Here is a 7,448-nt window from a genome sequence, read left to right as displayed (position 1 = left end):
GAAATCATCTTCTCCATGCGGCATGACCTTTTTCAAAAATGTCCTTTACAAAGGGTACATTTTATTTACTGGTTGACCTTTTTCCATTTGGTCTTATGCTAACGGTAGCGAGGTTGAACGTAACGCCAGTGGACTGGATTCCGTCCGAAAAACTGTTCCCCCTACTTGTATAAACTTGTTTCTGCTGGTTAGTACATTGAAACAATTTTATATCACAACGCTTAGGTCATACTGATATCGTTACAACGAAGGTACGCTCATATGATTAAAGATGTGCGAAAACTAGATGAAGAAAAAACGATAAATGGCTTTCAAGGAATGGAAAACATTTTACACATGCTTTACACATTGATGTTTACAAACGAATGCGAACACTGGTATTATGAGCTAGGTATTACGTGGTTCGAAACCATCCCACGAAAAAAAACTAGGGAGAGATAAATAATGAATATTAAGACGCTTGCAGTCAACGGTATTTTGGCGGCATTGTACATTGCCGTTTCTTTTTTTGTACAGCCATTCGGCTTTACAAATATCCAGTTCAGGGTTTCGGAAATGTTCAATCACTTGGTTATTTTTAACAAAAAATACATCTTCGGAATCGTCATTGGAGTTTTTCTAACAAATCTATTATTTTCACCGTTGGGTGTATATGACCTTGTTTTCGGGGTTTCCCAATCTGTGATTGCACTATTAATTACAATCGCTTCAGCCAAATTTATTAAAAACATTTGGCTAAGGATGTTTTTTAATACTGTCGTCTTCACTTTTACGATGTTCATCATTGCCTTCGAGTTAAAATTGGCTCTAGGCTTTCCGTTTTTCCTCACATGGTTTACGGTAGCTGTCGGGGAATTTGTTGTAATGGCCGTTGGAGCCCCGGTAGTTTATTATCTTAACAAGCGAATCGGCTTTGATCGGATTATTTCATAAAGAAAAAAGCTGCCGTTGCAATTAACGGCAGCTTTTTTATGGATATGTCTAGCTTCAACGGACAGGATGTCTCAGTCGGAAATCGGAAATCCATGCGTTTTATCATGTCAAATAATCTTTAACCGCTTGTTGTAAAGTCCCTTTCATAACAGCTTTGTCGCCGAAAGAAACACCAAGATTGATCATTTTTCTAACGATGATAGGATGAAGCCCGGTCAGAATCGCTTCACATCCCATCAATTCAATACCGTCAATAATCTTCATGAAACGGTCAATGACTTCCGGCTCCATTTTTGCAACTCCCGACAAGTCAATCATCAATGTCTGAATTCCGAACTTCGAAATTTCCATCAATATTTTCTCTTCAATGATTAAGGCTCGAGCCTCATCTATTTCACCGATCAATGGAAGGACACAAATCGTTGAATTAAGCGGTATGATGGGAACAGACAAATTTTCAACAATTTCCCTTTGGGCATCAAGCAGTTCATCTTTATATTTGGAATAACTGAGAAAGAAGGTATTCAAGAACTGATCGACCCTTTGGTTAATGGCTTTTTCCAAAGAATAGAACCTTTCCATCTGCTCGGGCTGACTGCTCTTAATGTCATAATGATGCAGGTAAGTCCAAAGTGTCCTGCGGATTGCCTGGACCCACTCCAGTTTAAATGCCAAAGTCAGTGAGAATCTGGCCCATGCCTTTCCTTCCTGGACGGCAAAGTCTACAAGCTCCTGCTCTCTCCCTTCGATAACATACATAACAAGCAAATGCGCATTATCCAAGAGATTGATATTTCCGATCACCCTGATATCTTCAATTTTATTGCGTACATTTACCGCTTCCCTTAGCAGCCTTTCTTCAAATGAATCCTTATTTTGTTTAAAAAAGGTCCTCATGTCCATTTCTGAGCTATATACTATATCCAAAAAGCATCCCCCATTTAGAAAGCATTTGAATTGAAAATGTAAGGTGCATCAGTATCTCGGTTTCTATCGTAACAAATTCCTAACCTTCAGTAAACTTAACTGCTCCCTTCGCTCGATAGAAATCCTTTCATAAAAAATAAAAAGATGTTGAACCGGGCCCCCATAGACGCAAGTTCAACATCTTTCCTAGTATTTGTAAAACTCTTCAATTCTACCCTTATTCCACCCGGCGCTAATTGCCAAACTCAAGAATAGCCTTGTTTTGGGAGCGTTAGAATGTCCAAAGATTACTCCGAGCTCCCTTAAATGTATTTCTCCTCCTGGCATTCCATATGTATTTTTTAGAGTATAACCACCGGGTGAACGCGATACTACTATAATAATAACCCCGGCTTGGATGGCTTTTCTTATTGATTTTGTCCACGCAGATGGTACATGGCCTGCGCCTGTTCCTTCAATAACAATACCTTCACATCCGTTTTGGATAGCCGCTTTTAATAATAAATCACTTGATCCGGCAGATACCTTAATGATTTCTACGTTTGCTTTTATGTTTTCCGGTTGGCAAACAGATTTTCTAGGAACCTCATAAAAATAAAAAACATTGTTTTCTTTGACTACCCCTGCAGGACCACACTCCATAGAAGTGAAGGATTCTAATGCCGATGTGTGGTATTTTGTTGCAAATCTCGCTATATGGATTTCTTCGTTTAATACAATGAGCGGTGGATATCCCATACTCTTCGGCTCACTGGCAACAATAATGGCATTCAGCAAATTCGCGGGACCATCAGCACTGAGAGCTGAGGCCGGTCTCATCGCACCTGTGAACACTATCGGCTTTTTATTGTCTATTACCAATTCGTGTAAATAGGCAGTCTCCTCCATTGTATCAGTTCCATGTGTTATAACGACTCCATCAAAACTATCATCTTGCAATGATTTCTCAACTTTTCTTGCAAGCTGGAGCATCAGGTCTGGTGTCATTTCAGTACTTGGCACTTTTGAAAAATCTTCAATAACAATGTCCGCTATATCGTTTATGCCTGGAATACAAGCTATTAAGTCTTTTCCTGACAGCGTAGGAGTTGCTCCCTGCTCACCGGTACTGACAATAGTTCCGCCAGTGGTAAAAATTTTTATCTTCTTCAAGCTCTTCACCTCTTGGTGTGATTTTGCTCTAGTATTCAACGCTAAGCTTTTTACACCCGTTATATTCAGTAGTTTCACTGGAAATTCATTCGACAAAAAAGTTTTCAATAATATCTGACAGCAATTATAGCATATTAGACATCTTCGTCTGCATCTTTCACCTAATATTCGCCAAGGCTTTTCTTTCCTCGTATTTACATTAATTGTGTAAAATAGTAAGATTATTAGTAACATATTGACGCTGTTTTTAGAAGGATAGATTCATATTGTGAAAGGGGCAGGACAATGTCTAATTGCTACATACATGATGATGTAAGCTCTGTCGGGGTTTGTGTCGGATGTGGAAAATTCATTTGCAAAAATTGCAATACAGAAATAAAAAATAAGAATTATTGCAAAAGCTGCATTGAGGAGATTTTTGACGAAAACAAGAAAAAAATAGAGAAACTTGAAGATACCAACCGTGCCCAACAGCCAATGGTATTTATGAATGCCGGCGGAGGCGGGGGTGCTTCCAGCTCGTCAAGCAGCTCATCCAGCTCAGGTGGCGGTCATGGATACGCTCCCCGCTATACAAAAAGCAAAGTTGCAGCTGGAATTCTTGGAATAATCCTTGGCGGTTTTGGTATACATAAGTTCTATTTGGGAAAATGGCTACAGGGAATCATCTATCTGATATTCTGCTGGACATATATTCCCTCAATCATCGGCTTCATTGAAGGTATCATTTATTTAATTTCCAACGATGAGGATTTTGCCCGTAAGCATGACAAGGGATATATGCGCGCGAGTTGAATACGTTCTGTTAAATAGAAAATAGCAGGCACCTTAGTGTGAGGCCCTGCTATTTTTTTCAGTTACACCACTCGGTTCTCAGGCTCTTCACCTGTCAATGCCGCAACCATATTTTTTGCCGCCTTCATTGCCATAGCGTCGGTTGTTTTCCTGCTGGCCGACCCAATATGAGGAGTTGTGACCACATTTGGCATTTTCAAAAGCGGGTTATCTTTGTTCACCGGCTCCTGCTCGAAAACATCCAAAGCAGCCGCATGAATTTCTTTGTTCTCAAGCGCCTTTATCAGTGCCTGCTCGTCAATCGTCTGGCCGCGTGATACATTAATAAAAATTGCTGATTTTTTCATTAACTTAAATTCTTTTTCACCGATCATCCCTTGTGTTTCTGGTGTTAGCGGTGTCATTAATAACACAAAATCAGATTGTTGTAAAAGGGATTCCTTGTCACTGTACTTAACCCCGAGCTCATCTTCTACATTCGGCTTACGACTCCGGTTATAATACAGGACATCCATGTTAAATCCTAGTTTCGCTCTTCTAGCAATGGATTCACCAATTCTGCCCATACCGATAATTCCTAGTGTTGCCCCATAGACATCCACACCAACAAACGGATCATCACCTGAAGTCGGCTCCCACTTTCCAGCTTTAACGAGCTGATCCAATTCCGCAATCCGTCTAGCCGATGCTAAAATCAAGCCAAAAGCCAAGTCTGCTACGGTTTCATCCAATACTCCGGGTGTATTGGTCCCGATGACATTCCGACTTTTCATCAATTCCAGGTCAAAATTGTTATACCCAACAGATAAATTGCTAACCACTTTCAAATTGGGTGCGTGATTCAGCAAGTTTTCGGTAATTCTACGCCCAGATGTGATCAATCCATCCACATCCGCAATCTCTTTTAATAAATCCTCCCTTTTAATCGGCTCTTCATTCTCCCAAACTTTAAAATCGCAATACTGTGCCAAGTATTCTTTTACCTCTTTTGCAATTGGCTGGGATACGTACACTTTTGGTTTCAATGTTGGCTCCTCCTCTGCTGCCCTTTTTTCTGATTGTTCACACGCTTATTATTGTATCGCTTTCAATAAGTGATTGACAACAGAGACGAATTACTGCAACAGATGAATGTAAAAAGGGGGAGACCAACTTGACACTTTTCTTAAAAACAACCAGTTTCGCCTATGTTTAATTTTTTGCAAAAAAAAGCAAAAAAATTGAGGGGAACACAGGATGATTCCAACTTACGGTCTAAATATAGACCAACATTAAAAATTGAATGATCCTTTTCATGATTACTCTATCAATCTCTAAAATTATTTAATCATCTTGGACCGATAAGTAGTGGAAACATCAATTCAAGTAAAAAACACCTCTTTTCGGCAAAATAGCCAAGAAGAGATGTTATTTTATCATTTTATCCGCTCTTCTCCTCAATAATTGGGTCCTCCACCTTTGGTTCAGACAGTACCCTGACTCCTTTATAGGCGTAGTAAATGAAGTAGACAGCCATGAGCAAATATCCGATTTCAAATGCCGGAGCCGCATTGAAAGCGAGTTTTGGCGCGTGCATGATTCCCAAGAAAGAGAATAGGAACCCTACAATTGAGAACATAGCAGCCCCTTTGAAATTATGGTCGATGACATAAACGGTAATCGCTCCCAAAATGATTCCCGAGAACATGGCCCCTTGGCCCAACGGAACAATAGCTGACGATATTCCATCAACGACTTCCCCCGCATTATTGTTAAAGCGGGTCATAATATAGTTTGCGAAGTACGGAAGCATGGCAATCGAGACAGCCATGAAATATTTCACCTGATTAGACTGGAAGGCTGTTGCAATCATGGAAATTCCGACAAATACCATAATCGGAGCAATCGCAGCAACTGGAATAATACTGGAGATGGCAGCAATCAATCCGAACATTGCCGCAAAAACATAGACAACTCCATTTAATATACTGTAACCGCGGCCTGCGCCCATCCATTTTGATCCGACTGAAGCCATATATACAGTTGTCGGGAACGCTCCGCCAAAAAATGTCCCCAGCACTGTACCAACACCATCAACAGCCATACACTCTTTTACATCATATTTGTCCCCCAATGTTGAGACGGCTTCAACATTATTCATTGTTTCCACAGCATTATAGATTGTAATAGGAATGACTACAGCCAACACTGCCGTCATCGTAGTAAATAACTGCACCGTACCGTCAAAAGCTGCAAGCGTGGGAATGAATGGATAAAAGCCCAAATCCCCCAGACCTTCCGAAATTTGAGCAAAACTTGACTGTCCCATCGAATAGGCAATAATCGTCCCGATAATGATAGCAAACAGGGATGCGGGAATGTTAAATGGCATGGCTATCTTACCGATAATTCCGACAATTACAATTGCTAAGACGACCAATCCGACCACTGGGATCTCTAAAGTTTTAAATAACATCTCCCCTGCAATGAATGACAATGCGATTCCCGCCAAAGCCCCGAGCATCGCAGCCCTTGGGATATGTTTATGAATCCACCTTCCAATGAAACTCACTAGAATCTCTATCATTCCACTGACAAAACAGGCACCGACTGCAATTTTCCATGCGAGGTCAGGATCACCTACAATAGTTTTTGCAGGAAGAAGAACACCAAAAAGGAAAACAAACATTACGGGAGTACTTATTCCGTATGCCAAAGCTGTTACATCCGAACGTCCTTCTTTTTTTGCCAGCCGGTTCGCAGTATATGCATAATACAAATTTCCTACAACAACCGCAATGGCCGCACCCGGTATCACCTTTCCAAAGACAATTTCCTTTGGAAAACCCATTCCCAGCATACTGACTGCAATGATGACAAAATCCGCGAGGTTGTTTTGAAACAAGGCAAAGAATCCGTCCATATCCTCTCTTTTAAACCAGGGATAATGCACAGTTGACCTGTTCAATAAAATGCACCTCCAGCTTCATTTATTTATTTTATCAACATCAGACACCCATTTATTTCTTTTTAACTAAGTCCAAACACCCCCTTAGGACATTGTACGCTGCTTGATCTAAATAAATTCAAGACCATATGAGAAAAGCAGGAACGCCCGTAAAGCGACGTCCAAACTGGTGCAATCCGCAATGAGTATCATGGAAACACGCTACTTGTCCACCTCAAAACGCGACATCCTCGAAAAAGCTGACACTTTTCTTTCATGCGATGGAACGCTGCCGAAGCTATCCTTGTCCTCTCGCTTCGCTTGCACTAGTACTTCCTGTCCGCCGGAGCCAAGCAGCCTACTTCTCTGCAGCGTGAATATGCTTCTTGTATAATCTTCGTGCAGCTTTACGACGAGCTAAACAAAACTTCCACGAATAATCGATGGCGCAGGAGCAGATTTTGTTGACTTAACATAGTGCTCAGAGCCAAATTCCAGCGAGGCTTTTTAGGGAAAGGAGTGAGAAGTTTGCTAGTCTCTGGGCGTTGAAGCTAGACAAAGCAAATATATTTTGATCAAATGCCAAAAGAGCTTCCACTTTCTTCATATAAAAAAGCCGCAGATTTAGGGCATGCAAAAACAAGCCTCTAAATCCGCGGCTTCTCAAATTCCAATAAATGGATATTAAGCGGCCGGCTATGGGCAGTTGGAAAAC

6 protein-coding genes and 1 riboswitch are annotated in these 7,448 nt (G+C 40.9%); of the genes, 2 read left to right on the top strand and 4 right to left on the bottom strand.

Features of this window, described 5'->3' with window-relative positions:
• Positions 1-392: 392 nt before the first annotated feature.
• Positions 393-437: riboswitch (PreQ1 riboswitch) on the top strand.
• Between the two features lie 7 nt (positions 438-444).
• Complete coding sequence (locus D4T97_RS16250; RefSeq protein ID WP_126051808.1) at positions 445-933, top strand: QueT transporter family protein; 489 nt, start codon at positions 445-447, stop codon at positions 931-933.
• 102 nt (positions 934-1,035) lie between these two features.
• On the opposite strand, the gene D4T97_RS16245 is transcribed toward D4T97_RS16250, so the two are convergent.
• Complete coding sequence (locus D4T97_RS16245) at positions 1,036-1,860, bottom strand: STAS domain-containing protein (protein ID WP_126051807.1); 825 nt, start codon at positions 1,858-1,860, stop codon at positions 1,036-1,038.
• 186 nt (positions 1,861-2,046) lie between these two features.
• Entirely contained in the window at positions 2,047-3,012 is a 966-nt protein-coding gene (locus tag D4T97_RS16240) for an asparaginase (protein WP_164525607.1), read from the bottom strand.
• A gap of 285 nt (positions 3,013-3,297) precedes the next feature.
• Between D4T97_RS16240 and D4T97_RS21145 the strand changes: the two genes are divergently transcribed.
• Positions 3,298-3,807 (top strand): TM2 domain-containing protein, encoded by a 510-nt coding sequence (locus tag D4T97_RS21145; RefSeq protein ID WP_235872286.1) that lies wholly within the window; start codon positions 3,298-3,300, stop codon positions 3,805-3,807.
• A 62-nt stretch (positions 3,808-3,869) separates the two neighbouring features.
• Here the strand turns inward: D4T97_RS21145 and D4T97_RS16230 are convergent, their stop codons facing one another.
• Both D4T97_RS16230 and D4T97_RS16225 read right to left on the bottom strand, forming a co-directional pair.
• Entirely contained in the window at positions 3,870-4,832 is a 963-nt protein-coding gene (locus D4T97_RS16230) for a 2-hydroxyacid dehydrogenase (RefSeq protein ID WP_126051805.1), read from the bottom strand.
• A gap of 395 nt (positions 4,833-5,227) precedes the next feature.
• Positions 5,228-6,754 (bottom strand): solute carrier family 23 protein, encoded by a 1,527-nt coding sequence (locus D4T97_RS16225; protein ID WP_408021620.1) that lies wholly within the window; start codon positions 6,752-6,754, stop codon positions 5,228-5,230.
• Positions 6,755-7,448: the final 694 nt, after the last annotated feature.

The organism is Siminovitchia acidinfaciens (assembly GCF_003605385.1).
In the GTDB taxonomy this organism is placed as follows: Bacteria; Bacillota; Bacilli; order Bacillales; family Bacillaceae_C; genus Siminovitchia; species Siminovitchia acidinfaciens.
The sequence above is the reverse complement of the archived record's forward strand: the minus strand, read 5'-3'. Positions and strand labels throughout refer to the sequence as shown.